Source organism: Actinopolyspora alba (genome assembly GCF_900112765.1).
GTDB classification, from domain to species: Bacteria; Actinomycetota; Actinomycetes; order Mycobacteriales; family Pseudonocardiaceae; genus Actinopolyspora; species Actinopolyspora alba.
The window spans coordinates 151,521-175,276 of sequence record NZ_FOMZ01000007.1; the positions used below are offsets into that span (position 1 = coordinate 151,521).

Here is a 23,756-nt window from a genome sequence, read left to right on the forward strand (position 1 = left end):
GCTTCACGGGAAACCGTCGCTACTGTCTCGTCATCGGTTTCCGTGCCGCTCGTCGGCCGGAAGCCACCTTTGATTGGAGCCGTGAGACCTGGTGAATGACAAACCGGACTGGACGGGGCGACGGCTTCGTCTCGAGGTCGGTGCGGTGGCCCACGGCGGGCACTGTGTCGCCCGGTACGAGGGCCGGGTCGTGTTCGTGCGGCACACCCTTCCCGGAGAGACCGTGGACGCACTGGTGACCGAGGACCGCGGCGGCGGATTCTGCCGCGCCGATGCCGTGGCGGTGGTCGAAGCCGCTCCCGGCAGGGTGGAACCGTCCTGCCCGTTGGCCGACATCGCACGCGGGACCGATCGTTGCGGTGGCTGCGACTGGCAGCACGTCGACCCCGCCGTCCAACGGGAGCTGAAGGCCGCCGTGGTGGCCGAGCAACTCACGAGACTGGCGGGGGTCGAGTACCCGGTCGAGGTGTCGCCGCTGCCCGGTGGTCCGCTGCGCTGGCGCAGCCGTGTCCGGTTGGCGGTGGACGACAACGGCGCGGTCGGTTTTCGGGCGCACCGCAGTCACCGCGTGATACCGGTTCGGGACTGCCCGATCACGGTGGAGGGCGCGCTCGACGAGGTCGCTTCCCGTTCCTGGACGCCAGGATCAGAGGTGGCCGTCACCCGGGACGGTTCGGGGCAGGTGCACGTCACCGAGCACTCGGTTCGACCCCGGCGCTCCGGTCGTGGCGGTGGTCGTCCCGCCCGGTCCGCCCGGAAGGTACGGGGAACGGGGATCGCCCACGAGGCCGCGGTGGGGCGGGAGTGGGGTGTCCGTTCGGAGGGCTTCTGGCAGGTGCACCCCGAAGCCGCCGATCGGTTCGCCGAAGTCGTCGCCCGGATGGCCGATGTCCCTTCCGGCGGCCGGGCGTGGGACCTCTACGGCGGTGTCGGACTGTTCGCGGCCGTGCTCGGGCAGCAGGCCGGAGCGAACGGTGACGTGCTGCTCGTCGAGTCCGGTGAGTCGGCGGTACGCGACGCCGAGGCCAACCTGGCCGATCTGCCGCAGGTGCGGGTGCGATCCGGCCGTGTGGAACGCGTGGTGACCGAGCCGACCGTTCCCGCTCCCCACGTGGTGGTGCTCGATCCGCCGCGCAAGGGGGCGGGCAGCGAGGTGGTGGACGCGATCAGCCGCGCACGGCCGAGCCGGGTCGTCCACGTCGCCTGCGATCCCGCCTCCCTGGCACGCGACATCGGGCTCTTCCGGGAGCGGGGTTACCGATTGAGCCGGCTGGAGGCCTTCGACGCCTTCCCGATGACGCAGCACGTGGAATGCATCGCTCTGTTGGAGGATACTGAACGGAACTCGTGAGTCAGCGCGTCACTACGCCTTGTGGAGCCACGTAGTTCGTGGCTCCGTACACTGGCGAGGTCAAGTGGTGACCCTGTATTACATGACCCCGTAGTGCATGATCCCGAGAAGCATGACGATGTAATGCATCACGGCAGGCACGTGATGTGCGAAGTGAAAGTTCGAAGCGCGGTTCCGTGATGGGAGCCGCGTGCTGTGGGCAGCGGGCCGCTCCGCGAACCGGAGCCGTGCCCTTGCCCTCGAGACCTGTAGTCGGTCACGACGAGCGAGGTGGAGCGGTGACGCTGCTGGAGTCCGTGCACAGCCCGGCCGATGTCCAGCGCCTGGAGCACGGTGAGTTGGTCGAGCTCGCCGCCGAGATCAGATCCTTCTTGATCGAGAAGGTGTCGCGTACCGGTGGTCATCTCGGGCCGAATCTCGGTGCGGTCGAGCTGACCCTGGCGTTGCACCGTGCGTTCGACTCACCACGCGACCCCATCGTGTTTGACACGGGGCACCAGTCCTACGTGCACAAGATGCTCACCGGCAGGCAGCGGGGCTTCGACCGGCTGCGAAAACGCGACGGGCTGTCCGGTTACCCCTCGCGGGCCGAGAGCGAGCACGACCTGGTCGAGAACAGCCACGCCTCCACCTCGTTGTCCTACGCCGACGGCCTGGCGCGGGCGATCCAGCTGAGCGACTCCGGTCGTCACGTCGCCGCCGTCGTCGGCGACGGGGCACTGACCGGAGGCATGTGCTGGGAGGCCCTCAACAACATCGCGGCCGACCAGGAACGCCCGCTGGTGATCGTGGTCAACGACAACGGGCGTTCCTACGCCCCCACGATCGGCGGGCTGGCCGAGCACCTGGCCTCGCTGCGGTTGCGTCCCGGCTACGAGCGGGCCTTGGAGAACGGTCGTCGTACCGTGCGCAGTCTTCCGGTGGTCGGTCGGCCGCTCTACACCGGCCTGCACGCGGCCAAGCGGGGTATCAAGGACGCGCTGAGCCCGCAGGTGATGTTCTCCGATCTCGGGATCAAGTACTTGGGGCCTGTGGACGGGCACGATCTCAAGGCACTGGACTACGCGCTGGGGATGGCCAAGACATTCGGCGGCCCGGTGATCGTGCACGCTGTCACTCAGAAGGGCAACGGCTTCGCACCCGCCGAGAACCACGAGGCCGACCAGATGCACCAGGTCAAGGTGATGGACCCGGCAACGGGCGCTCCCACCGGCCCCACCGCGACCAGTTGGACCAACGTGTTCTCGGACGAGCTCGTCCGTATCGGTGGGGAACGCGACGACATCGTCGCGATCACCGGTGCCATGCTGGGCCCCACCGGTCTGGACAAGTTCGCCCGGAACTACCCCGATCGTTGCGTGGACGTGGGCATCGCCGAGCAACACGCCATGACCTCGGCCGCGGGCATGGCGATGGGCGGGTTGCACCCGGTGTTCGCGGTGTACTCGACGTTTCTCAACCGCGCGTTCGACCAGTTGCTCATGGACGTGGCGCTGCACCGGCAGCCGGTGACGGTGACCCTGGACCGCTCCGGCGTGACCGGTGACGACGGGCCGAGCCACAACGGCATGTGGGACCTGTCCGTCCTGGGGATGATCCCCGGTATTCGGGTCGCCGCCCCGCGCGATGCGGCGACGCTGCGTGAGGAGCTGCGGGAAGCGGTCGCGGTGGAGGACGGTCCCACCGTGGTGCGGTTCTCGAAGGGAACGGTCATCGACGAGGTGCCCGCGCTCGAGCGGGTCGACGGCGTCGACGTGCTGCGCCGCCCCGCCGAACACGAGGAACGGGACGTGCTGTTGAGCGCGGTCGGCGCGTTCGGCGAGCTCGCGGTCGCCGCCGCCGAGCGACTCGCCGCGCAGGGGATTGGCGTGACCGTGGTGGACCCGCGCTGGGTGGTTCCCGTTCCGGGAGCCGTGCTCGACATGGCCCGGCGCCACCGTCTCGTCGTCACGCTCGAGGACTGCGGTCGGCACGGTGGTTTCGGGTGGTCGTTGGCGGCCGCCATGCGTGACGCGGACATCGACGTTCCGCTGCGGGATCTCGCGATTCCGAATCGTTTTCTGGAACACGCCTCGCGCGGTGAGGTGCTCGCCGAACTCGGACTCACCGAGCAGGACGTGGCCCGCAGGATCACCGAGTGGGTGGCCGATCGGCTCGAAGGGCAGCTGGACGAGGACGAGACCGGTATCGCCACCGATCTGGACACACCGCGCGCCGAGTGATCCCGCGCTCCCTGATCGTCCGGAACGGCCGTGCTGTGGCACGGTGAACGCGTGCGGATCCTTGTGGTGGAGGACGAACAGCCGCTCGCCGACGCGATCGCGCGTGGGCTGAGACGGGAAGGGCTTGCCGTGGACGTGACCTACGACGGCCTCGATGCTCAGGAGAAGGTCGCGGTCACTCGCTACGACGTGGTGGTGCTGGATCGTGATCTGCCCTCGTTGTCCGGTGACCGGCTGTGCGCCGAGTTGGTCGCGTCCCAGGAGCTCACCAGGGTTCTGATGCTCACCGCGAGCGGCACGGTGGCCGACCGCGTCGAGGGGCTCTCGCTCGGTGCCGACGACTACCTCGCGAAGCCGTTCGCGTTCGACGAGCTCGTGGCCAGGGTTCGCGCGCTGGGTAGACGTTCCACACCTGCCACACCGCCGTTGCTGACCGCACACGACCTCGAGCTGGACTCCGCCAGGATGCGGGTCACCAGGAGCGGTGGTGAGGTGGATCTGACCCGCAAGGAGTTCGGGGTGCTGCAGGTGCTGCTCGCCGCGCGCGGCGCCGTGGTCAGTTCCGAGGAACTGCTGGAACGGGTGTGGGACGAGTACGCCGATCCGTTCACCACCACCGTGCGAGTGACCGTTATGACGTTGCGGAAGAAGCTCGGTGACCCGAGCGTCATCGACACGGTGGTCGGCTCCGGCTACCGCGTGCCCTCCGCCGGTTCAGGGACCTCGTCCGACACGGACGCCGAAGTCTCCGGTGCCGGCGAGAAGTGATGCTGTTCCGGGCTCGTTCGGTGGCACGTCCCGTGCCCGCCGAATCACCCGCGCGGCGCGGCCCCGGTCTGCGACTGCGGCTGACGCTGCTGTCGACCGTGCTGGTCGCCCTGGTCAGCGGTCTGCTGTTGTGGCTCGGCTGGTTGTTGGTCGGCGACGTGGTGGCCGCAGTGCCGCGCATGTCCCCCGGAACCACGGTGCGGGTGGACGGCGTGCAGGTCTCCGCTGGTGAACTCGCCGAGGCGCTGCGAGCTCGGGCGCGGGAGCGGGTGCTGCTGATCGGTGGTGCCGCCTTCGTGGCCGTCGTGCTGGCGGCGGCGGTGTCGGCGTGGACCGTGTGCGGCAGGGTGCTGCGGCCGTTGCACTCGGTCACCGGCACCGCGCGGAGGCTTTCCGCACGATCGCTGGGGGAGCGGATCGGGTTGCACGGCCCCAGGGACGAGGTCGCGGAGCTGGCCGACACCTTCGACGGGATGCTGGACCGGCTCCAAACCGCGTTCGAATCCCAGCACCGTTTCGTGGCCAATGCCAGTCACGAGCTGCGCACGCCGCTGTCGGTGATCCGTACCGAGCTCGACGTCACCCTGTCCGATCCGAACGCCGACGCGGCCGAGCTGCGCCGGATGGCCGGGGTGGTGCGCGACGCGACGGCCAAATCGCAGCGACTCGTCGAGTCGTTGCTGCTGCTCGCCCGTACCGAGGGGGCCGAGCTGCCGAGTCGTGAGCCGGTAGATCTGACCGAGCTGGCGCGTTGCGCGTTGCGGCCGATGGCGGAGCAGGTGTGCGCCTCCGGGCTGCGTACGGAGGTCAGTCCCGCTTCGGCCTTCGCGATGGGGGATCCGGCGCTGCTGGAACGGGTGGCGGGAAACCTGCTGGAGAACGCGGTGCGCTACAACGTCGAGGGCGGCTGGATTGCCGTCGTCACCGCTGTTTCGGGGGAGTGGACCTCGTTGACGGTTTCCTCGTCCGGCGCCGAGGTCTCCCCGGAGCGGGTGGACGGGTTGTTCGAACCGTTCCGCCGGGCGGGTACGGAACGCACCGCGCGCACCGGTGCCGGGCTCGGACTGTCCATCGTGCGGGCCGCGGCGAGCGCGCACGGTGGCACCGTCTCGGCCTGTCCGGTTCCGGGCGGCGGGCTCTCAGTGACCGTGTGGCTGCCCGCGGCGCGGTGAGCTCCGCGGAATCTTCTCCGAAACTTCCCACCGGCGAGCCGTCGTGCGGAGTGGTCAGAGCCGGAGGGTGGCGATGTCCAGTTCCAGCGGTGCTGGTGATTCCTCGATGTGTACCGGTCCGTCACCCAGGCGCACCGATGTGGCGGGGGCGTACCGTCCCTCGTCCAATCGGTATGCCACCAGCTCGGTCGGCCCGCGACCGTCCTGGGCAACGCTCCAGAAGAACGGGATGCCCGCCTCGGCGCAGGCGTCCAGCTTGTCGCGCTGTTCCCGTGCGGTGTTGCCGGGTGACCAGATCGCCCCGGCGAGCCGTACGTGCTCGGCGCCGAACGAGTTACCGAGGGGAGCGGTGTCCAGCACCACGAAGTCCGGGATCAGCGCCGTCCGCCGCTCGGTGCCGATCTCCACGCCGATGCCACCCACCGCGTACAGCGCGTTCGGCGTGGACGCGATAGCCCTGTCGAGCAAGTTCACGAGCTGTTTCTCGGCCCATTGGTGCGGGCCGCTCGGTAGTGGCGTCACCAGCCAGTACCCTTCGAGCAGTTCCAGGCGCGACCCGTCGGCGCGGGCGGGCAGCGCGTGCCAGTCGTCGATCGTGAACGGGCCGATCTCGTGCTGTACAAGCGCGGTCACCGAGCATCACCTCACCTCGTTCGTGATCCATCATGCCACGACCGGCGAGCCGCCGTGCGTGCGATTCGCCGTGCTCCGGGAGCAGCTGTGCGCCGGGGACAGCTGTGCTCCGAGGATACCCACGCGAGCGCCGTCACCGGGAGCGAATCGGCACGGGCTCCGAGGAATCCGTGCGGAACGCCTTCTCCGCTCGGCGCGTCGCGGACCACTCCACACCAAAAGGGCCGGGACGGTGGTGGGTACCGTCCCGGCCCTCGAGCACCGGTCACTCCGTGATTACCAACCGGACTGTCCGGAGCGATCGCTCAGCTGCTGGGCAGGCTGGCCACCCCTGGTTGGTGGAAGCGCTTGCCGTTGACCAGCTCGGAGTAACCCGAGCGGTCCAGGTAGGGCGTGATGCCGCCCAGCCAGAACGGCCATCCCGCCCCGAGGAGCATGCACAGGTCGAGATCCGCGGCCTCGACGACGACGTCCTCGTCCAGCATGATCCGCGCCTCTTCCGCCAACGCGCGCAGCGCGCGGTCACGGACCTGCTCCTCGGAGAGCGGCTCGTCGCCCTGCTGCCACAGCTCGGCGACCTCGGGGTCGACGATCTGGTTGCCCGCCTCGTCGGTGGTCCACACGCCCGTCTTGCCCGCGTCGACGAACCGCCGCAGGTTGTCGCTGAGACCGAACCGGTCCGGGTAGGCGGCGTGCATGGTCTCGTTGACGTGCTGTGCGATCGCGGGACCGACCAGCTGCAGCAGCACCATCGGACTCATCGGCAGCCCCAGCGGGTTCAGCGCCCGGTCGGCCACCTCGAAGGGGGTCCCCTCGTCGACCGAGGCGATCACCTCGCCGAGGAAACGGGTCAGCAGCCGGTTGACCACGAAGGCGGGTGTGTCGGCGGTCAGCACGCAGGACTTCTTGAGCTTCTTGCCGACCGCGAAGGCCGTGGCCAACGCGGTGTCGTCGGTCCGCTCGCCGCGCACGATCTCCAGCAGCGGCAGTACCGCGACGGGGTTGAAGAAGTGGAAGCCGACCACCCGTTCCGGATGGGCGAGCTTCGCGCCCATCTCGCCGACCGAGAGCGAGGAGGTGTTGGTGGCCAGCACCGTCTCCGGCGAGACGTGCTGCTCCAACTCGCCGAACACCTGCTGCTTGACCGACATCTCCTCGAACACGGCCTCGATGACGAAGTCGGCGTCGGCGAAGGCGCTCTTGTCCAGCGAACCGGTGACCAGCGCCTTGAGCCGGTTCACTCCGTCTGAGGAGAGCCGCCCCTTCACACCGAGCTTGTCGATCTCGCCGTGCACGTAGGCCACGCCCTTGTCGATGCGTCCCTGGTCGATGTCGGTGAGTACCACCGGCACCTCCAGGCGACGTGCGAACAGCAGCGCCAGTTGCCCGGCCATCAGCCCCGCGCCGACGACGCCCACCTTGTTGACGTCGTTGGCCAGGGACTTGTCCGGTGCTCCGGCCGGCTTCTTCGCCCGCTTCTGCGTGAGGTCGAAGGCGTAGAGCCCGGCACGCAGCTCGTCGGTCATCAGCGCGTCGGCGAGTGCTTCGGTCTCGGCCGCGTAACCGGCGTCGAGGTCGTTGTTCCTGGCGAGTTCGAGCAGCTCGACGGCCTTGTTCACGCCCGGCGAGGCGCCGTGCGTCTTGCTCGCCGCGATCTCCTTCGCGCGAGTGATCGCGTCGTCCCAGCCCTGGCCGCGGTCGATCTCGGCGCGCTGCACGGTGCTGGACCCGTTGATCACCCGCGCGGCCCAGCGCAGCGATTCCTCCAGGAAGTCGGGGGACTCGAGCTGGATGTCGAAGATGCCCATGCCGGTGGCCTTGCCGGGGTTGAGCATCTTGTTCTGGTTGAGCGAGTTCTCCAGGATCACGGTCACCGCCTGGTCCGCGCCGACCAGGTTGGGCAGCAGCTGGGTACCGCCCCAGCCCGGGAACAGGCCCAGGAAGCACTCGGGGAACGCGATCGCGCCCGCGTTGTCGGCCACGGTGCGGTAGTGGCACGACAGGGCCAGTTCGAGTCCGCCTCCCAACGCCGCGCCGTTGACGAAGGCGAAGGTGGGGATCTCGGACTCGGTCAGCCGTCGGAACACGTCGTGTCCCGCCTTGGCGATCCGGTGGGCGTACTCCCGTTCGCCGAGCTGGCCCATCCCGGACAGGTCGGCCCCGACGGCGAACACGAACGGCTTACCGGTCACCGCGATGGCGGCCGGCTCCGCCGCGAACGCCTCGTCCAGCGCGGAGTCCAGCGAGGCGAGCCCGGCCGGGCCGAAGGTGGACGGCTTGGTGTGGTCGTGACCGTTGTCGATGGTGACGAGCGCGACCCTGCCGTCCAGTCCCGGAACCTCGACGAGCCGGGTGTGGGCGCGGGTCACGACCTCGTCGGGAAACAGTGCTGCGGAATCGCTGTCGATGCTCACTTGGCGCCCCCGGCGGTCTTGTCGTGGTTCGGGTTCTCCCAGATCACCGTGCCGCCCATGCCGAAGCCGACGCACATGGTGGTGATGCCGTAGCGAACCTCCGGATGCTCGGCGAACTGCCTGGACAGCTGGGTCATCAGCCGCACCCCCGAAGAGGCGAGCGGGTGTCCGCAGGCGATCGCTCCGCCCCACTTGTTGACCCTGGGGTCGTCGTCGGCCATTCCGAAGTGTTCGAGGAAGGCCAGTACCTGGACCGCGAACGCCTCGTTGATCTCGAAGAGTCCGATGTCGTCGATGGACAGCCCCGCCCGGTGCAGCGCCTTCTCGGTGGCCGGCACCGGTCCCACTCCCATGACCTCGGGCTCCACACCGGCGAAGGAGTAGCCGACCATGCGCATCCCGACGGGAAGCCCCAGTTCACGGGCGGTGTCCTCGTCGGCGACGACACAGCCGGTCGCGCCGTCGTTGAGTCCCGCGGAGTTGCCCGGGGTCACCCGGCCGTGCGGCCGGAAGGGAGTCTTGAGTCCCGCCAGGGACTCCACGGTGGTCCCGGGGCGGGGAGGTTCGTCGGCGGTGGCCAGTCCCCAACCGGACTCGCTGGAGCGGGTGGCTACCGGGACCAGGTCCGCGCCGATCCTGCCCGCTTTCGCCGCCGCTTCGTACCGCTGCTGGCTGAGCGCGGCGTAGGCGTCGGTGCGCTGCTTGGTCAGGTTCGGGTAACGGTCGTGCAGGTTCTCGGCGGTGGAGCCCATCACCAGGGCGGAGGAGTCGACCAGGTTGTCGGACACGAATCGCGGATTGGGATCCACCCCCTCGCCCATGGGGTGATTGCCCATGTGCTCGACCCCGCCCGCCACGGCGATGTCGTAGCCGCCGAATCCGATGCCGCCCGCGACGTTGGTGACCGCCGTCATCGCACCGGCGCACATCCGGTCGATCGCGAAGCCGGGTACGGATTTGGGCAGTCCGGCGAGCAGGGCCGCGTTCCTGCCGATCGTCAGTCCCTGGTCGCCGATCTGGGTGGTGGCCGCGATGGCGACCTCGTCGATCCGTTCCGGTGGGAGATCGGGCTGCCGCCGCAACAGTTCCCGAATGACCTTGACGATGAGATCGTCCGCTCGGGTCTCGGCGTAGATGCCCTTGGTGCCTGCCTTGCCGAACGGCGTGCGGACGCCGTCGACGAAGACCACGTTCCTGAGGGCACGCGGCGTTCCCGCCGATGCGGGGCCGCTGCTCTTGTCGGCTGCTGCCGACGCAGGTGCTGCCACGGCGTGCTCCTTGTCGATGTGGGTACGCGCCAGGCCGGGCGGCTCCGTTGCCCGACGACGGGCTCTGCCGCTACCGGCCGGTAACGTGCACTCTAGCGCTCATTACCGAACGGTAACCAGTGGGATCGATGTCTGCTGGACCACAGCCGTGACACCACCGTCGGACCAGTGGGGACCGAAGCCGCGGACCGTGAATCGAGCGGATTATTTCACCTGGTCGGAAGCTTCGCCGTCGGACTCGCCCATCGCCTTCGCGATCGGTTCCGCCGTCAGTTCCACCTGCCAGGGCCGGGCGCCGCGTTCGTGCAGCTGTGCCGCTATCGATGCCACACCGCCATCCGAGGGAGGTTGCCAGCAGAGCCTGCGCACCAGATCCGGCAGCAGCAGGTTCTCCACCGGCAGGTTGTTCCGCTCGGCGATACCGGAGAGCACGTTCCGCACCGCGCTCAGCCGGGACGCCGCGGCCGCGTCCCGTTCCGCCCACCTGTTCGTGGGTGGTGGTCCGTCGTTCGGTGCGGTGGTGGCGGGCAGTTCCTCCTGGTCCAGCTCGCGTGCGTTCCGCAGCGCCTCGAACCACTGCTCGGATCGCCTGCGCTGCTGCTTGCCACCGAATACCGGCAGCGCGACGAGGTCCTCTCTGGTGGCCGGGTTCTCCCGCGCCGCCCGGATGATCGAGCTGTCCGGCAGGATCCGTCCCGGCGCGATGTCCCGGCGGCGGGCGATGTCGTCCCGCAGTTGCCACAGCGCGCGCACGATCGCCAGCTGTACCGGGGTGCGCAGCCGGTGGATTCCCGAGGTCCGACGCCACGGTTCCGGTCGTGCGGGTGGCGGCGGAGCCGTGCGAACCGCTTCGAACTCCTGCATCGCCCAGTCGAGCTTGCCCTGCTTGTCGAGTTCCGCGCGTAGCGCGGCACGTAGTTCGACCAACAGCTCCACGTCGAGGGCCGCGTACACCAGCCACTCGCGGGGCAGCGGTCTGCGCGACCAGTCGGCCGCACCGTGTCCCTTCTCCAGCCGGTACGACAGCAGTCGCTCCGCGAGTGCGCCGAGTGACACTCGTTCGTAGCCGGCCAGTCGGCCCGCCAGTTCCGTGTCGAAGAGCCGATCCGGACGCAGGCCGAGCTCGGCCAGGCACGGCAGGTCCTGCGAGGCCGCGTGTAGTACCCATTCCGTGTCACCGAGTGCGGCGACGAGCGGCCCCGGATCCCCGTTCAGCGCGATCGGGTCGATCAGTACCGTGCCCGTGCCCTCGCGGCGTAACTGCAGCAGATATGCCCGCTGCGAGTAGCGGTACCCGGAGGCGCGCTCGGTATCGATCGCGATCGGCCCACTGCCCGCGGCGAGTGCCGCGGCAGCGAGACGCAGGGATCGGGGCTGCTCGACCACCGGTGGGACACCACCGGAGGGACGCGTCAGCAACACTGGTTCGGAGTGGTCCGGTTCGGCGGATTCGGGGTGAACAGCATCCACGGCTCACAGACGATACGTCCCTCTATCGGCTGAGGGGACCGAACGGTCCGATTCACCGTCCGCCGACCGGTTCGATGGTTGTTGTCAGGTCATCGAATCACTCCGGCCCGCATTGCCAACGCGACCATCTGGGCCCGGTCTCCGGTACCCAATTTGCGCCCGATCCGTGACAGGTGACTCTTCACCGTCAGAGCGGACAAATTGAGCGTTTCGCCGATCTCTTTGTTGGATCGACCGTCCGCCACCAGTTGCAACACTTCGATCTCACGAGCGGAGAGCTCGCGCGGAGTGTTGTCGGTGCCCGGAACCCGGGTACCGGCGGCCAACACCGGAGCCACGTTCGGATCGGCGTACACACCGCCGTCCAGCACGCGGCGCACACCGTCCGTGACCACGGTCGGTGAGGCCGATTTCAGCAGGTATGCCTGTGCTCCCGCTTGAAACGCGGCCCGAACCGCATAGGGGTCGTCGGACGAGGCGAGCACCACGATCCGTGGCCAGCCCTGGGTACGCAATTCCGTAACCAGGTCTACACCTGTCCCATCGGGCAGTCCCAGATCCAGGACTGCCAGGTCGCACGGACCGGTGGCCAAGGCGCGTGCCTTGGCCTCGGCCATCGATGCGGCTTCGTGCACCGTGCCGGCCCCCATCTGCAGCAGCCGGGAGGATATGGCCTCCCGGAGCAGCGGATGGTCGTCCACCACGAGCACCGTGAACAGCTCTTCCCGCGGGTGCGGAACCATGTTAGCCGGCAATGCACCGGCTGGCGTGGTACGAGCGGCCTGACCTAAGCCGACGGCAGCCACGTCACTACCTCCCTGGAGTCGGTCGTGCCCCCCGACCGGCACCGGGACTCTCGGCCGATCAGCCGCGCCACTGATCGACCGAAAGTGGTGTCGTTCAGGTTGTAGCGTAACCGTCCGAGCGGATTATTGGGACGATCAAACGGGTATGTATCCCGATCGAGTTGTCCTCGATGTGACGCTGCCTACTTCTTTCGGGTGATACTAAAAAACAGTGTTAACGCCGAAACGTAGTGATTCGATAAAGATCTTTCGATCTTCGCGTCTCCGGCGCCGTTGGAAGGGTGCGAGACGGCCCCGTCGTTCGCGCCCCCGGTCGCCCCGACGGTCCCGTACCCCCGCCGGTCCCGCACTCCTGACGGCCCCTACCTCTCGGATGCCCCGCCGAGGCGTCCGGTGTGGCCCGCTCGCCGTGTGAGTGACCGTCCGAGAGGTGCCCCACTCGGCGGGAGCCCCGGTCGGCAGGTCCCAGTCGACAGACCCCAGTCGACAGACCCCAGCCGACAGACCCCAGTAGGCAGGCCCCCGGGTGGCAGCGATTCACTCGCCGGAGGCGTTCAGCCGTGCCTGCGGCGCTCCGCCGTCCGGTTGCCCAACACGCTCACGCCGACCGGCGGCAGCCCGGCCGCGGTACCGATCACTTCCTGGAACGCGCGCGCGTGCGCGGTCAGCTCGCTGTCCGAAGGAGTCCAGGAACCCCGCAGCTCCAGTTCGTGCTCGCGCGCCGGCTCCGCTATGTCACCGAACCTGGCCGAGCAGGTCGCGGTAACCGTTCCACCCAGCGCCGTGTGGTCGGCGCGGCACGAGTGCAGCGCTTCCGTCAGCCACGACCAACCGAGCTCGGCCAGCCCGGGGTCACCGGCCAGGTCGCTTCCCACATCGCCCCGCAGGTAGAGGACCAGCCGCAGCACACCTTCCCACGAGGGCTGTCCCTCCGGGTCGTGCAGCAGTACGAGTCGGGCCGTGACGGCCGTGCCCTCGGGACCGCTCGTCTCGGCCGCCAGCGCGTAGGTCCACGGAGCCAGCCGCTTCGGCGGACGTATCTCGCTGAGCTCTATCTCCCTGCGGGGAGGTGGGGCCTGCAGTGTTGCCACCGCGTCCCGAAAAACCATGGGAACAGCCGACATCTCGGTCACAGCAGGTGACTGTAAGACCTGTTCGCAACCACGTGGCGACGCCACGCCGGAGATCACGGACAGTGGACCGGACGCTCGGCTTCCTCGCACGGCGTGCGAACATGAGGTCGGATCCGTCCCAGGCGGATCCGACCACCCGGGTGGAGGGGCTCCGGCGTGCCCGAGACGTCGGTCGGCGTGCCGTTACCCGGCCACCCGCTCAAGCCGTCCCGCGAGGACTTCCGAGGAGCTCCATGCGCTTGTCCGGACGTGGTCCTTCCGGCTCCGCGACAGTTCGTCATGTCGGCGGCCGGGGCCCGGAGTCGGCCCTACGGCGCCCCTGATCCCTTCGAATCGGCGGAGGATTCCGATGACCCATCCCACGCACGTCTCCAACCGGCGCGGGCTCGACGATGCTCCGTTGCTGGTGGCCGCGAACGGCGGAACCCCCGAACACACCCCCGTGTGGTTCATGCGCCAGGCGGGGCGTTCGCTGCCGGAGTACCGCAGGGTCCGGGAAGGCGTTCCCATGCTGCGGGCCTGTCTCACGCCCGAACTGGTCTGTGAGATCACGATGCAACCCGTCCGCAGGCACGGCGTGGACGCCGCGATCCTGTTCAGCGACATCGTGCTTCCGCTCTACGCCGCCGGGGTGGGGCTGGACATCGTCTCCGGCACCGGTCCGGTGGTCAACCAGCCGGTGCGCGGTGCCGCCGACGTGGCTGCCCTGCCCGAACTGGAGACCGAGCACGTCGAAGGGGTGGCCGAGGCGATCCGGCTGTTGCTCGGTGAGCTGGGGAACACCCCGCTCATCGGGTTCGCGGGGGCCCCGTTCACACTGGCGTCCTACCTCGTCGAGGGCGGTCCGAGTCGCAACCACGAGCGAACCAAGGCGCTCATGCACTCCGACCCGGAAACCTGGCACGCGCTGCTCGGCAAACTCGCCGAGACCACGCTGAAATTCCTGCGGGTGCAGGTCGACGCCGGGGTCGACGCGATTCAGCTGTTCGACTCCTGGGCGGGCGCGCTCTCCCCTCGTGACTACGTCACCTACGTGCAGCCGCACACCAGCCGGATCCTGCGGGGCATAGCCGAGTACACCGGCGGCGAGGTGCCGCGGATCCATTTCGGGGTGGGGACGGGTGAACTGCTCGGAGCGATGCACGAGGCCGGCGCCAGCGTGACGGGGGTCGACTGGCGGGTCCCGTTGGACACGGCCGCGTCGCGGATCGATCCGCTGCGGCCCTCGCGCCCGGTGCTGCAGGGAAATCTCGACCCGGCGGTGCTGTTCTCGGACTGGGAGTCCGTGCGCGGCGAGACGGAACGGATCCTCGCGGAGGGCGAGTCGGCCGGTGGCCACATCTTCAACCTCGGGCACGGCGTACTGCCCGACACCGATCCCGAAGTGTTGACCAGGCTCGTCGAGTTCGTGCACTCCCGCCGAGACTGACCGGAGCGGAAGCATGTCCAGAGTCGCTGTGATCGGCGGCGGTGTGGCCGGGATGACCGCCGCACACCGGTTGCGGAAGCTACTGGGGGAGCACGCCGAGATCGTCGTGTTCGACCAGGCCGAGCGAACCGGCGGCAAGCTCTACACCGCTCGGCTCGCCGATCGCGGCTACGACCTCGGCGCCGAGGCGTTCCTGGCGCGGCGTCCGGAAGTCACCCGACTGGCCGCTGAGCTCGGGCTGGACGACGAGCTGGTTCATCCCCGTTCCGCCTCGGCGACGGTGCGTGCCGGGGGAGGGAGTCGTTCGCTGCCCGCGGGGATGCTCATGGGGGTCCCCGCCTCCGGACGGGCCGTCAGCGGGGTCCTCTCGAAGAGCGGCGTGCGTGCCGTGGAGCGGGAGGAGTCACTCGAACCGCTGCGGTTGTCCGGTGGCGATGCCTCGGTCGGTGCTCTGCTGCGGGAACGGCTCGGCCACGAGGTCGTCGAACGACTCGTGGAGCCGCTGCTCGGCGGGGTCTACGGGGGATCGGCCGACGCCCTGGGGCTGCGCGCCACCATGCCCGCGCTGGCGAACGCGCTGGACGCGGGCGCCGAGTCGCTGACGGCCGCCGTCAACGCGGCCATGCCGGAACCGTCCCCGCCCGGTACGGACAGACCGCCCGTGTTCGGGGCGTTCCGGCGGGGCTACGACACGCTGCTCGACGAACTGCGGAAGCGCTCGCGAGCGAGTTTCGAGCTCGGCCTGCCGGTCCGTGCCCTGCGTCCGTTGTCCCGGGGCTGGAACCTGGCCATCGGTTCCGCCCCGAGTCCCCGAACGCTCGATGTGGACGCGGTCGTGCTGGCCGTGCCCGCTCCCGCCGCCCGCAAGCTGCTCGCCGACCCCGTTCCGGACGCCGCCGACGGCTTCGGTCGCCTCCGACTCGCCTCCATGGCCGTGATCGGACTGGCGCTGCCGTCCCACGTCGAGCTGCCCGCGGCCTCCGGAGTGCTCATCGCCCGTGGCGAGCGTCACGCGGACGGGACTCCGTTCACCGCGAAGGCGTTCACCTTCTCCAGTCGCAAGTGGCCGCATCTGCGCGGTGGTGAGGGGGAGTCGCTGGTCCGGGCCTCGGTCGGCAGGGGAGACCCCGCCGAACTGCGGCCGGACGACGACGAGCTGCTGCGCCGGGTACGCGCCGATCTGGCCGAACTCACCGGAGTGACCGCCGCGCCTTCGCAGAGCCGTGTCGTTCGTTGGGGCGGTGGGCTGCCGCAGTACGGCGTGGGGCACTCCGAGGTCGTCGCCGGTATCGAGGACGCCGTCTCGCGGACACCGCGACTGGCAGTGGCGGGCGCCGCGCTGCACGGCGTCGGGGTTCCCGCCTGCGTCGGCACCGGTGAGTCGGCCGCGTCCGTGATCGCGGAACAGCTGGCCGCGACCTGAGGCACACACCCGCCCACCTGTCCGCCTCGGGGCGCACGAACGGTGGCAGACTGGTCGGCATGGCCCGCCTGAACTACGCCGAGTTGAACGATACGATCCGCTACACCATGTGGTCGGTGTTCCGCGTCCGCGCCGGGGAACTTCCCGAGGACAGGGAGAAGGCCGGGGCGAGCACCAGGCAGTTCCTGGAAGGGCTCGAGGAGTCCTCGGACCTCGTGGTGCGTGGCGTCTACGACGTCTCCGGCATGCGCGCCGACGCCGACTTCCTCATCTGGTGGCACGCCTCCAGGATCGAGGACCTGCAGGCGGCCTACTCGGACTTCCGGCGCGAGACTCCGCTCGGCCGGGCCAGCGAACCGGTGTGGAGCAATGTGGCCGTGCACCGTCCCGCCGAGTTCAACAAGAGCCACGTGCCCGCGTTCATCGCAGGCGAGGATCCGCGTGCCTACGTGTGCGTCTATCCGTTCGTGCGCTCCTACGAGTGGTACCTGCTCCCGGACGATGAGCGGCGGGACATGCTCGTCGAGCACGGCAAGGAGGCCAGGGACTACCCGGACGTGCGGGCCAACACCGTTCCCGCCTTCGCGCTGGGCGACTACGAGTGGATCCTGTCCTTCGAGGCCGACGAGCTCCACCGGCTCGTCGATCTGATGCGCCACCTGCGCGCCACCCAGGCTCGGCTGCACGTGCGCGAGGAGACCCCGTTCTACACCGGACCGCGAGTCGGGGCGGAGGACCTGGTCGCGCGGCTGCCGTGAGCTCCGGCGCTGAATTGATTTTGCGCTGATTCAGCGCTACTGTTGTGCTATGGCGACCATACAAGTTCGCGATCTCTCCGAACGCGCTTACGAGGTTCACCGCACCCGGGCTCGTGCGTCGGGTCAGTCGCTGCAGGCGTATCTACGTGGTGTGTTGGAAGAGGAGGCGTCGAGAACTCCGAAGGCGGAGGTTCTGGCGACGATGGAGCGAGTGCTGGAGACGAACACCGGGACCGGTGTGACAGTGGACAGCATCGTCGAGGACCGGGAAGCCGATCGTCGATGACGTCATTGGTCGTCATCGATGCTTCAGCGGCGCTTCTCGCTCTCACGAGCTCCGAATCCGCCGCGCGGTCCTTCCGAATGCGCCTTCCCGAACTCGAGTGCCATGTCCCTCATCAGTTCGACGCCGAAGTGGGCAACGTCCTGCGACGTAAGGAGCTGCGAGGGGAGCTGGACCAGGAGTCCGCTCACGCAGCGCTGCGCGCGAGCAGACATGTAGCTGATCAACGCTACCCGCACGTCGGGCCACTCGCCGAGATGGCCTGGTCACTGCGCGGTGCGGTTACCTTCTACGATGCTCTTTACGTCGCGTTGGCTACCACCCTGGACGTGCCCCTGCTGACCGCCGACGCGCGTCTTGCCAGAGCACCCGGACTGTCCTCTGCCGTCGAGCTCGTCGCGTGAGCGTTGTCGATCGGTCGGAGGACGGCATGGACTCTCACCACGTTCCCCGCATCGCCCCGGCCGAGATCGCGATCACCGGCAGCGGGGGCAGCGCCCGCTGCTTCACCTCCCGGACGCGTCGACCCCGGCCGGAGTTCCGCCCCGCCTGCTCGGTCGCTTCGGTCAAGCGTTCTCGTCCGGCTCCAGCCGCAGTGCGATGGAGTTGATGCAGTAGCGCTGGTCGGTCGGGGTGGGATAGCCCTCTCCCTCGAACACGTGGCCGAGGTGGCTGTGGCAGGAGGCGCAAAGCACCTCCACGCGCACCATGCCGTGCGAGCGGTCCTCCCGGAGCAGGACCGCTTCCGAGTCGCTGGGGTCCCAGAACGAGGGCCAGCCGCAGTGCGACTCGAACTTGGTGCCGCTGCGGAACAGTTCGGCGCCACAAGCACGGCACTCGTAGACGCCCTGGGTCTTCTCCTCCACGTAGTCACCGCTGTACGGCGCTTCGGTGGCTCCCTGGCGCAGCACGGCGTACTCGTCCTGGTCGAGTCGCTCCCGCCACTGCTGTTCCGACTTGACGACCTTGGGGGTGCTTCCCACTACCGGATCCATACCCCCACGATAATTCCGCGCGAGTGCGGCGGCACCGGAGGAGGCGCGCTCCACCGGGAGGCGGGACCCATCGGGTGGCGGGAGTCACCCGGAGAACGCCGCCACCATGAAGACCAGGGCGTTCCATATCGTGAAGGCCACTCCCAGCAGGATCAGCGTGACCACGACGACGGCGAGCAGTCTCCGCTCACCCCGCAGTCGGTTCGCGCTCTGCGCGAAGTCGCCGACCCCCTGCAACATGCCCTCGACGGTCGCTCGGGAACCGCAGTGCTGCATCCGGTCCAGATGCGCGGCGAACGCCTGCGCCTCCGGGTCGTGCGGGTCCAGTCCGATCAGGTCGTCGGCGAAACGGCCGGCCGGCTCGTCCGGTTCGCCGTGCTCGGCGCGTGACATGTCTCCACGGTAACCCTCCGTGCTCTTCCACGCGCCCGTATCGAACGTTCACCGGAGCCACCTGATCGGTTCGGAAAGCCGCTGTCGGACTTCGTTCAAGCGGTTCTCCCGTTCCGGTACGGGCGGAACCTCCCGCGGCTGATCGGGTGGGCGCGCGGCTGATCGGCTGGGACGGGCACCGACGAAGCGCCGGTGCCGAACGGGAAATGGTGTTCGATCGCGGGTGTCGCCCGTCCAGCGGTATCCGTGGCGCGGACGGCGGGGCAGCATCGACGTGTCGATGTTCCTGCGATCAGGAGGCCGTCATGGAGCAAGCCGTGGCACAGACCGCGACGGAGACACAGTTCGGTGGGTGCAGCTGCTGCGCCAGTTGCAGTGGCCCCTCCTGCGGGTGCTGCAGCAGCTGCTGACGGGACCCCGCGGCCCCGGGTTCCGCATGTGCTCGCGGAGCGGAACCCCGCCGTCCGCCCTCGCTACGGGGAGGCCCGACGTCGAGTGGTCGAATACGCCACGTCGGGCCTTGTTCGCGAGGGCACCGCGAGCGAACCCGCGGGGGATTCCGCTCCCCGGGCGCGGCATCACGCCGGACAGGCCGCGTCGCGGGGCGGAACCTCGCCCTCGACCAGGAATCCGCTGACGAGTTCCGTGACGCAGTCGGACCGCCCCAGCGCACCGCGCCCGCTTCCCAGCCAGCTCACCTTGCTGCCGTTGGGCAGCGTGGCGGCCATGTTCTCACTGCCGGTCGCGGGGGTCAGGGGATCGTTCTCGGTGGCTATCACCGGTATACGTGGCAGTCGACCGTTGCCGGGCGAAGGCATCGCCTGTTGCGGTCTGGGCCATGTCGAGCACCTGATCAGTCGTTGTGCGAACACGCCGCCGAAGAGTGGTCTGCTGTCGACCCATTCCTCGGCGATGTCGCGCGCTCGCTCCGGCGGGAGCCGCAACATCGTGTCGTTGCAGCGTGTCACCATGCGCTGTCCCAGCCGGTCGGCCCCGACCTCGGAATTCCGGATGAAGCCCGCCAACGCGCTGCCGTCGCCGTCCTCGGCCGCCGCGATGGCCCGCGTCAATCGGGGCCAGTCATCCCGGTTCCCCAGACCGTGCAGCACCGCTCTGGTCAGTTCCCCCGAGGTGAGCGGTGCTCCGCCGTCCGTCGGCAGGGCCTGTCCGCGAGTGCGTTCGATGAGCGAGTCCAGCCGTTGCCTCGGCGAGTCCCCCAGCGCGCACTCGTCGGCGTCGCGGCACGTCGCGGCGAACACGTCGAAGGTCCGCTCGGCGCCGTCGGCGCGCCGTTTCAGCTGCGCCAGGGTTTTCAGCGTCGGGTCCGGGGCACCGTCGAAGACCATCCTGCCCACGTTGTTCGGATAGTCACGTGCGTAGACGCTCAGCACGCGCGACCCCTCGCCACGGCCGATGGCGTGCAGTCGGGGAACGCCGAGTTGCAGTCGCAGTTCCTCCAGGTCGTTCGAAGCGTGGCGCGTGTCGTAGGTCTGGGCTCGTCGTTCCAGCTCCAACAGGCACTTCTGGCTGGCCGTACGCACCGATTCCAACAACCCGTCCAACGCCGCGTCGTCGGTCGCTCGGGAGTCGAACCGAGTTATGGCCTCGCGTTCCCGCTCGGGTACGCAGTTCGCCGGATCGGAATCCCCGGTGCCCCGGCGGTCCATTCCGATGATCCTGAACTCGCGCAGCATCCGTTCGGGCAGCCGCGTGGCGAGGCGCGCGGCGAAGGTCGTTCCCGGTGCGCCGCGGATGTCGTTGACCACCACCAGCGGGACGTCACCGGAGCCGGCGGTCAGCAGCGCGATCCGTGTGGTGCCACCGCGCACGGCCCCGGGAGGATCGGTGCTGGTCAGCAGGCTAGTGCACGAGAACCGCATGTCGCCGGGGGAGTGGCTCGAATCAAGCTCGCTTTTGGTCGCGGCGGTGCAGTCCGACCAGTCCAGCGCGTTGTGGCTCGACGGCCCCAGCGGCGGCACGGTTCGTGGCTCGGAGTTCCGCGGGGTTCGCGCACCGGAGTTCCCGTCGTCCCGATAGGCCACGGCCGGACGGTCGGACGGTCCCGCGGAACACGCCGTGAGCACCAGAAGCAGCAGGATGACACCGACTCTGCCGATGACGCGCGGCACGTGAACTCCTTCTCGGCGCGGTGTGCTGACTCGGACGGGCGCCTTCCCTCCCCTGTGCACTCCGGGAATCATCGCACGGTCGGTGTGAGAAGTGGGTTAACGGTCGCGGCGGTCACGTCGGTGGTACCGGTAGGGCGGTGTTGCAGTAGTCTGCCGTCCGGCCGGTCCTCCGGCAGCACCGACCGCACCCACCGCTCGTGGCGCTTTCCACGTCCCGGCAGCGGGACAGCACCACCGAGGCGGAACGGGGATTCCCCGTGTTCCGCGAGACGGGTACCCGCGCGGACCACCGGTGGGGGCGAACGTCGTCGACCCGTGCGGCATCGATTCGGACAGGAATGGAACGCGACCGTGGCACAACTGGACGAGGCCTCGTCAGCCGGTCGGCATCCCGAAGGACGGTTCGGCGCGCTGGCCACCCGTGCTTTCGGGGCCGTGCCCCCGCCCGTGCTCGTGGTCACCGGCATGATCAGTTTGCAGGTCGGTGCCGCCTTCGCCAAGCAGCTGTTCGCCATGGCCGGTGCGTTCGGCGTGAGCGCGATCCGACTCACCTTCGCCGCGCTGGTGCTGCTGCTGGTGTGGCGTCCCGCGTTGCGGATGGACCGCAGGACCTTTTTGGTCATCGCCGGATACGGCGCGATGCTCGCCGGAATGAACACCAGCATCTACCACGCTTTCGAGCGGATTCCGCTGGGTATCGCCGTCACCATCGAGTTCCTGGGGCCGTTGTCGGTCGCGGTTTTCGGTTCCCGCCGCAAGCTCGACGTGGTCTGGGCGCTGCTCGCCGCCACCGGCGTCCTGCTGCTCTCCCGCGTGGAGGGCGGACTCGATCCGCTGGGGGTCGCCTTCGCGTTGCTGGCGGCGGTGTTCTGGGCGGGCTACATCCTGATGGGTGCCAAACTCGGTGACCGCACCACGGGCGGGGGTGGGCTCGCCGTCGGGATGGCGGTCGGCGCGGTGCTGGTGCTCCCGTTCGGGGTGGTCGAGTCGAACACCGCACTGCTCGATCCGCACGTGCTGGCCGTGGGACTGGTGGTCGCCCTGATGTCCTCCGTCGTGCCCTACTCGCTGGAGCTGGAGGCGCTGCGCCGCATCCCACCGCGGGTCTTCGGGGTGCTGATGAGTCTGGAGCCCGCCGTGGCAGCCCTGGCCGGGCTGGTGGTGCTGCGGGAGGCGCTCGGCGCGGGACAGTGGCTCGCGGTGCTGTGCGTGGTGCTCGCCTCGATCGGAGCGACTCGCGGTGGTGCACGAGCTTGAGCGTCGGGACTTCTCACCGCACGCGTTGCGCCGGTGAGCTGTCCAGGTTCAGCCGGACAACGGTCGGCAGCGTCTCGACACGGAGCGCCTCGCGGGCTCGGGAGAGCACCTTCTCGTCCAGTTCCTCCCAGACCTGACGGACATCGGTGCCGTGCTGCAACGACAGCACCATCCGCAGTCCGGGGTTCTCGGCGGTGCCGGTGGTACGCACCCGTGCTCGGGTCACACCGCTGACCTCGCGCGCGTCGGTTCGCACCGCGTCCGTGAACGCCGTCCCGGTGAGCGAGGTGGTTCCCGTGGCGCCGCCGCCGATGTGGATGTCCGGGCGGTTCTCCGGACGCAACGCGTGGATCAGCCACCAGAGTCCCAGCAGCACCAGCAGCACGCCCAGCACGGCCACCGCCGTGAGACTCAACCGGGGATTGTCCCGGATCCATTGTTCCAGCAGCGGGTCCAGCACCGGGCGGCCCGCCCGGTACACCCCGAGAACACCCGAGCCCACCAGCAGTGTCAGCGCACCCGCCAGCACCGCCAGCGTCCCGACCACGTGAACGATCGCCCGCTCGAAGGTCAGCGAGCGTCCCAGCCGGTTCGCGGTCCGCTCGGTGTGTCGCGGTGCGCTCGACTGCTCAACCGCCATGATCGCTCCTCGACAGCCTTGTGGTCATCGCTGTTTCGTCGGTTTGACCGCGACCGAGACCTTCGGGGGCGTGACCAGCGGCAGTTCCTCCGTCGCGGCACGAGCGGTCTCCCGCAGTCTGGGTTCGAGGTCACCGACCTCGGTGAATTGGCTGACCGCGTTCACCCGCACCGCTTTGCGGCGCGCGACCACGGACGCGCGTGCCACCCCGTCCTGTTCCCTGATCCGGTGGCCGACCAGCCGTGCGAGTGACCGAGGACGGGTGACCACCACCACCTCCGGCGCGGGATCGTGCAGTCTGATGTCTCCCCTGCCCGCCCGGGAGGCCACGAAAATCAGCAACAGGCCGAGCACGACGGTGACGGCCGCCCCCGTTCGCACCAGGGTGTCCCGCCAGGAGACTCCGGCCAGTTCGTCTCGCAGGGTGGCACGGTCCACCAGCAGCGGGTCCGCTCCGGTGGAGACGGCGGCGCGTACCGCTTCGACCACCAGCAGCAGACCAGCGGCCAGGAACAGCAGTCCCAACAGCGTGGTGAGGATTCGAACGAACGCACGCATCGATCGGCAGTCCTTCCAGTGTGAGCGGCTACTCCACTCGTGGGGCGGTGGGGTGCGGCACCAGCGCGGTGACCGTGACGTCCACCGTGGCGACCCGGCAGTCCGCCATGCGTTCCAGCTCGGTGCGTACCCGTTCGCGAACGGCGCTCACGGTCTCGGCGATCGGTGCCGGATAACGCAGCGCGAGTTCCAGACGTATCCGCAACTGTCGCTCCGGACCGGCCAACCGTGCCGTCGCTCCGTGCTCGCCCGTACCGAGCCCCGCCACGCGCCGTCGCAGCCGGACACAGTTCGGCACGGAGTCCGCCGCGTGTTCGGCGATCCTGCGCAGCACTCCCCGGTCGATCCGCAGTCCACCGCGTTCCGCCGGCTCGGTGACACTGCCGCGCTCGGAACGTGTCGTCGCGGTGCTCTCGGCGGTGCCCACTGTCCCGGTCACCGGTCCTTGCCCCGTCCGAGCAGGTCACCGAACTCCATGTCGCCGTCCACGAACCGGCCCACCGCGAAGCCGATCAGACCGACCGCCAACGTGATCAGAAAGGCGGTGAAACCACCAGTGGTAACCGCTACGCCGAGAATCAGCCCGGCGATCAAGCCGGTCTGTGTCGCGTTCATGGCACAACCTTCCTATTAGTCCCTCGAGCCGGCGTGTGT

At 69.0% G+C, this 23,756-nt stretch carries 24 protein-coding genes; 10 read left to right on the top strand and 14 right to left on the bottom strand.

From position 1 onward, the window contains the following. The first annotated feature begins 91 nt into the window (after positions 1 to 91). The 4 genes from BM150_RS12105 (at position 92) to BM150_RS12120 (ending at position 5,513) form a co-directional block, all read left to right on the top strand. On the top strand, positions 92 to 1,351 hold the full coding sequence (locus BM150_RS12105) for a class I SAM-dependent RNA methyltransferase (RefSeq protein ID WP_092927186.1): 1,260 nt from the start codon (positions 92 to 94) through the stop codon (positions 1,349 to 1,351). Positions 1,352 to 1,629: 278 nt separating this feature from the next. Then, positions 1,630 to 3,573 carry a 1-deoxy-D-xylulose-5-phosphate synthase gene (dxs, locus tag BM150_RS12110; RefSeq protein ID WP_092927188.1) on the top strand — a complete coding sequence of 648 codons (1,944 nt, stop codon included), beginning with the start codon at positions 1,630 to 1,632 and terminating at the stop codon, positions 3,571 to 3,573. A 51-nt stretch (positions 3,574 to 3,624) separates the two neighbouring features. Next, positions 3,625 to 4,341 (top strand): response regulator transcription factor, encoded by a 717-nt coding sequence (locus tag BM150_RS12115; RefSeq protein ID WP_092927522.1) that lies wholly within the window; start codon positions 3,625 to 3,627, stop codon positions 4,339 to 4,341. Further along, positions 4,341 to 5,513 (top strand): HAMP domain-containing sensor histidine kinase, encoded by a 1,173-nt coding sequence (locus tag BM150_RS12120; protein WP_092927190.1) that lies wholly within the window; start codon positions 4,341 to 4,343, stop codon positions 5,511 to 5,513. Before BM150_RS12115 ends, BM150_RS12120 begins: the two co-directional genes overlap by 1 nt. Before the next feature lie 54 nt (positions 5,514 to 5,567). Here BM150_RS12120 and BM150_RS12125 read toward each other — a convergent pair whose 3' ends face one another. From BM150_RS12125 to BM150_RS12150, 6 genes are all read right to left on the bottom strand, one after another. After that, complete coding sequence (locus BM150_RS12125) at positions 5,568 to 6,146, bottom strand: Uma2 family endonuclease (RefSeq protein ID WP_092927192.1); 579 nt, start codon at positions 6,144 to 6,146, stop codon at positions 5,568 to 5,570. Positions 6,147 to 6,451: 305 nt separating this feature from the next. Further along, positions 6,452 to 8,560 (bottom strand): 3-hydroxyacyl-CoA dehydrogenase NAD-binding domain-containing protein, encoded by a 2,109-nt coding sequence (locus BM150_RS12130; protein WP_175496796.1) that lies wholly within the window; start codon positions 8,558 to 8,560, stop codon positions 6,452 to 6,454. Next, positions 8,557 to 9,750 carry a thiolase family protein gene (locus BM150_RS12135; protein WP_092927194.1) on the bottom strand — a complete coding sequence of 398 codons (1,194 nt, stop codon included), beginning with the start codon at positions 9,748 to 9,750 and terminating at the stop codon, positions 8,557 to 8,559. Before BM150_RS12135 ends, BM150_RS12130 begins: the two co-directional genes overlap by 4 nt. A 282-nt stretch (positions 9,751 to 10,032) precedes the next feature. Further along, positions 10,033 to 11,298, bottom strand: a complete 1,266-nt coding sequence (locus BM150_RS12140) for an HRDC domain-containing protein (RefSeq protein WP_092927196.1) — start codon at positions 11,296 to 11,298, stop codon at positions 10,033 to 10,035. Positions 11,299 to 11,387: 89 nt separating this feature from the next. After that, on the bottom strand, positions 11,388 to 12,041 hold the full coding sequence (locus BM150_RS12145) for a response regulator (RefSeq protein ID WP_017976119.1): 654 nt from the start codon (positions 12,039 to 12,041) through the stop codon (positions 11,388 to 11,390). A 617-nt stretch (positions 12,042 to 12,658) separates the two neighbouring features. Further along, positions 12,659 to 13,237, bottom strand: coding sequence for a DUF3000 domain-containing protein (locus BM150_RS12150; RefSeq protein ID WP_092927198.1), 579 nt, complete (start codon positions 13,235 to 13,237; stop codon positions 12,659 to 12,661). A 349-nt stretch (positions 13,238 to 13,586) separates the two neighbouring features. Here BM150_RS12150 and hemE point away from each other — a divergent pair, with 349 nt between their 5' ends. The 5 genes from hemE to BM150_RS12175 are packed head-to-tail and all read left to right on the top strand — an operon-like array spanning position 13,587 to position 17,534. Continuing rightward, positions 13,587 to 14,666, top strand: a complete 1,080-nt coding sequence (gene hemE / locus BM150_RS12155; protein WP_092927200.1) for a uroporphyrinogen decarboxylase — start codon at positions 13,587 to 13,589, stop codon at positions 14,664 to 14,666. Positions 14,667 to 14,679: 13 nt separating this feature from the next. Continuing rightward, positions 14,680 to 16,089, top strand: coding sequence for a protoporphyrinogen oxidase (gene hemG / locus BM150_RS12160; RefSeq protein ID WP_092927202.1), 1,410 nt, complete (start codon positions 14,680 to 14,682; stop codon positions 16,087 to 16,089). A 59-nt stretch (positions 16,090 to 16,148) separates the two neighbouring features. Beyond that, positions 16,149 to 16,847 carry a hydrogen peroxide-dependent heme synthase gene (hemQ, locus tag BM150_RS12165; RefSeq protein ID WP_092927204.1) on the top strand — a complete coding sequence of 233 codons (699 nt, stop codon included), beginning with the start codon at positions 16,149 to 16,151 and terminating at the stop codon, positions 16,845 to 16,847. A 49-nt stretch (positions 16,848 to 16,896) separates the two neighbouring features. Further along, entirely contained in the window at positions 16,897 to 17,133 is a 237-nt protein-coding gene (locus BM150_RS12170; RefSeq protein ID WP_092927206.1) for a FitA-like ribbon-helix-helix domain-containing protein, read from the top strand. Then, entirely contained in the window at positions 17,130 to 17,534 is a 405-nt protein-coding gene (locus BM150_RS12175; RefSeq protein WP_092927208.1) for a type II toxin-antitoxin system VapC family toxin, read from the top strand. Before BM150_RS12170 ends, BM150_RS12175 begins: the two co-directional genes overlap by 4 nt. Positions 17,535 to 17,568: 34 nt before the next feature. Here the strand turns inward: BM150_RS12175 and BM150_RS24920 are convergent, their stop codons facing one another. The 4 genes from BM150_RS24920 to BM150_RS12190 all read right to left on the bottom strand — a co-directional run bounded on the left by BM150_RS24920 (position 17,569) and on the right by BM150_RS12190 (position 20,647). Next, complete coding sequence (locus BM150_RS24920) at positions 17,569 to 17,700, bottom strand: hypothetical protein (RefSeq protein WP_281243690.1); 132 nt, start codon at positions 17,698 to 17,700, stop codon at positions 17,569 to 17,571. Next, positions 17,697 to 18,125 (bottom strand): peptide-methionine (R)-S-oxide reductase MsrB, encoded by a 429-nt coding sequence (gene msrB / locus BM150_RS12180; protein ID WP_092927210.1) that lies wholly within the window; start codon positions 18,123 to 18,125, stop codon positions 17,697 to 17,699. The genes BM150_RS24920 and msrB overlap by 4 nt, the downstream gene beginning before the upstream one ends. 84 nt (positions 18,126 to 18,209) lie before the next feature. After that, entirely contained in the window at positions 18,210 to 18,518 is a 309-nt protein-coding gene (locus BM150_RS12185) for a hypothetical protein (protein ID WP_092628576.1), read from the bottom strand. A 578-nt stretch (positions 18,519 to 19,096) separates the two neighbouring features. Next, positions 19,097 to 20,647, bottom strand: a complete 1,551-nt coding sequence (locus BM150_RS12190; RefSeq protein WP_092927212.1) for an alpha/beta hydrolase — start codon at positions 20,645 to 20,647, stop codon at positions 19,097 to 19,099. 360 nt (positions 20,648 to 21,007) lie between these two features. Between BM150_RS12190 and BM150_RS12200 the strand changes: the two genes are divergently transcribed. Then, positions 21,008 to 21,904, top strand: coding sequence for an EamA family transporter (locus BM150_RS12200; protein WP_217641616.1), 897 nt, complete (start codon positions 21,008 to 21,010; stop codon positions 21,902 to 21,904). Between the two features lie 13 nt (positions 21,905 to 21,917). Here BM150_RS12200 and BM150_RS12205 read toward each other — a convergent pair whose 3' ends face one another. Genes BM150_RS12205 through BM150_RS12220 form a run of 4 tightly spaced genes read right to left on the bottom strand, consistent with a single transcriptional unit; the run spans position 21,918 to position 23,717 of the window. Continuing rightward, the gene (locus BM150_RS12205; protein WP_092927216.1) at positions 21,918 to 22,544 is read right to left on the bottom strand and encodes an alkaline shock response membrane anchor protein AmaP; all 627 of its coding nucleotides are present in this window, start codon (positions 22,542 to 22,544) and stop codon (positions 21,918 to 21,920) included. A 24-nt stretch (positions 22,545 to 22,568) separates the two neighbouring features. Further along, a complete protein-coding gene (locus BM150_RS12210) occupies positions 22,569 to 23,102 on the bottom strand; it encodes a DUF6286 domain-containing protein (RefSeq protein ID WP_092927218.1) in 534 nt (177 codons plus the stop codon). A gap of 28 nt (positions 23,103 to 23,130) precedes the next feature. Next, on the bottom strand, positions 23,131 to 23,541 hold the full coding sequence (locus BM150_RS12215; protein ID WP_245755455.1) for an Asp23/Gls24 family envelope stress response protein: 411 nt from the start codon (positions 23,539 to 23,541) through the stop codon (positions 23,131 to 23,133). Beyond that, on the bottom strand, positions 23,538 to 23,717 hold the full coding sequence (locus BM150_RS12220) for a DUF2273 domain-containing protein (protein ID WP_092927220.1): 180 nt from the start codon (positions 23,715 to 23,717) through the stop codon (positions 23,538 to 23,540). Before BM150_RS12220 ends, BM150_RS12215 begins: the two co-directional genes overlap by 4 nt. Positions 23,718 to 23,756 lie beyond the last annotated feature (39 nt).

Bases quoted from the DNA above. Each gene is read 5' to 3' on its own strand.
- BM150_RS12120 (WP_092927190.1), top strand. From the start codon at position 4,341: ATGCTGTTCCGGGCTCGTTCGGTGGCACGTCCCGTGCCCGCCGAATCA.
- BM150_RS12145 (WP_017976119.1), bottom strand. From the start codon at position 12,041: ATGGTTCCGCACCCGCGGGAAGAGCTGTTCACGGTGCTCGTGGTGGAC.
- hemE (WP_092927200.1), top strand. From the start codon at position 13,587: ATGACCCATCCCACGCACGTCTCCAACCGGCGCGGGCTCGACGATGCT.
- hemG (WP_092927202.1), top strand. From the start codon at position 14,680: ATGTCCAGAGTCGCTGTGATCGGCGGCGGTGTGGCCGGGATGACCGCC.
- hemQ (WP_092927204.1), top strand. From the start codon at position 16,149: ATGGCCCGCCTGAACTACGCCGAGTTGAACGATACGATCCGCTACACC.
- BM150_RS12170 (WP_092927206.1), top strand. From the start codon at position 16,897: ATGGCGACCATACAAGTTCGCGATCTCTCCGAACGCGCTTACGAGGTT.
- BM150_RS12175 (WP_092927208.1), top strand. From the start codon at position 17,130: ATGACGTCATTGGTCGTCATCGATGCTTCAGCGGCGCTTCTCGCTCTC.
- msrB (WP_092927210.1), bottom strand. From the start codon at position 18,125: ATGGATCCGGTAGTGGGAAGCACCCCCAAGGTCGTCAAGTCGGAACAG.
- BM150_RS12185 (WP_092628576.1), bottom strand. From the start codon at position 18,518: ATGTCACGCGCCGAGCACGGCGAACCGGACGAGCCGGCCGGCCGTTTC.
- BM150_RS12205 (WP_092927216.1), bottom strand. From the start codon at position 22,544: ATGGCGGTTGAGCAGTCGAGCGCACCGCGACACACCGAGCGGACCGCG.
- BM150_RS12210 (WP_092927218.1), bottom strand. From the start codon at position 23,102: ATGCGTGCGTTCGTTCGAATCCTCACCACGCTGTTGGGACTGCTGTTC.
- BM150_RS12220 (WP_092927220.1), bottom strand. From the start codon at position 23,717: ATGAACGCGACACAGACCGGCTTGATCGCCGGGCTGATTCTCGGCGTA.